1 protein-coding gene is annotated in these 1,333 nt (G+C 68.0%); it reads left to right on the forward strand.

Features of this window, described 5'->3' with window-relative positions:
* Window positions 1-106: 106 nt before the first annotated feature.
* Entirely contained in the window at window positions 107-1,300 is a 1,194-nt protein-coding gene (locus B0I32_RS56200) for an IS481 family transposase (protein WP_106253698.1), read from the forward strand.
* Window positions 1,301-1,333 lie beyond the last annotated feature (33 nt).

Below are 1,333 nucleotides of genomic sequence, written 5' to 3' on the forward strand. Positions count from 1 at the left end.
GTGTGCTGGTTCAGGACATAGGAAACCCATGTCGCAAGACATAGGAAACTTCAACAGAGTGTGTCTCGGGACATAGGCAACCATCGCGGTCATGAGCCTGGGCGGTGTGTCCAAGGCCAGAGTTGTCATCACCGCCGTTGTCGTCGAGGGCCGCTCCCAGGCAGAGGTCGCCCGCTCCTATGGGGTGTCCAAGGGCTGGGTGTCCAAGCTCGTCGCGCGTTACCGGGCCGAGGGCGAGGCAGCGTTCGAGCCGCGGTCGCGCAGGCCACGCACCTCGCCAAACGCGATCGACGCCGACACCGTCGAGCTGATCGTCCGGCTCCGCAAGGAACTCGCCGAGCAAGGGCTGGACGCCGGCCCGGACACCATCGGCTGGCACCTCGCCCACCATCACGGGCGGACGGTGTCCCGAGCCACGATCAGCCGCCATCTCACCCGTCACGGTCTGGTGATCCCCGAGCCCAAGAAGCGGCCCCGTTCGTCCTACATCCGCTTCCAGGCAGAGCTGCCGAACGAGACCTGGCAGGCCGACTTCACCCACTACCGGCTCACTGACGGCACCGACACCGAGATCCTTTCCTGGCTGGACGACCACTCCCGCTACGCCCTGTCGGTGACCGCGCACGCTCGCGTCACCGGACCGATCGTGCGAACCACCTTCCGCGCCGCTGTCGCCGCCCATGGCGTGCCCGCCTCCACCCTGACCGACAACGGCATGGTGTTCACCACCCGGCTGGCCGGCGGCCGCGGCGGCCGCAACGCCTTCGAACACGACCTGCGCCGCCTGCACGTCCGCCAGAAGAACTCCACCCCCAACCACCCCACCACCTGCGGCAAGGTCGAACGCTTCCAGCAGACCATGAAGAACTGGCTCCGCGCCCAGCCCGACCAGCCCGCCACCCTGACCGACCTGCAGACACTCCTCGACCGCTTCTGCGACGCCTACAACCATCACCGCCCGCACCGATCCCTGCCACGCCGCGCCACCCCGGCAGCGGCCTACACCGCCTCCCCCAAAGCCCTGCCCGCCGGCAGCCGCGAGGCCGACACCCACGCCCGCGTACGCCACGACCGCGTCGATACCTCCGGCGTGGTCACCCTGCGCGTGAATGGCCGGATGCACCACATCGGCATCGGACGAACCCACGCCCGGACCCACGTCCTCCTGCTGATCGACGACCTGCACGTCCGCGTCGCCAACGCCATCACCGGAGAACTCCTGCGGGAGCTGACCCTCGACCCCACCCGCGACTACCAACCTCAGGCAAACCCCAACACGACGAAACCCCCGAACCCGTAGGTTCGAGGGTTTCCGATGTCGTGCGACATCACA

Source organism: Nonomuraea fuscirosea, assembly GCF_003001935.1.
Lineage (GTDB): Bacteria > Actinomycetota > Actinomycetes > Streptosporangiales > Streptosporangiaceae > Nonomuraea > Nonomuraea fuscirosea.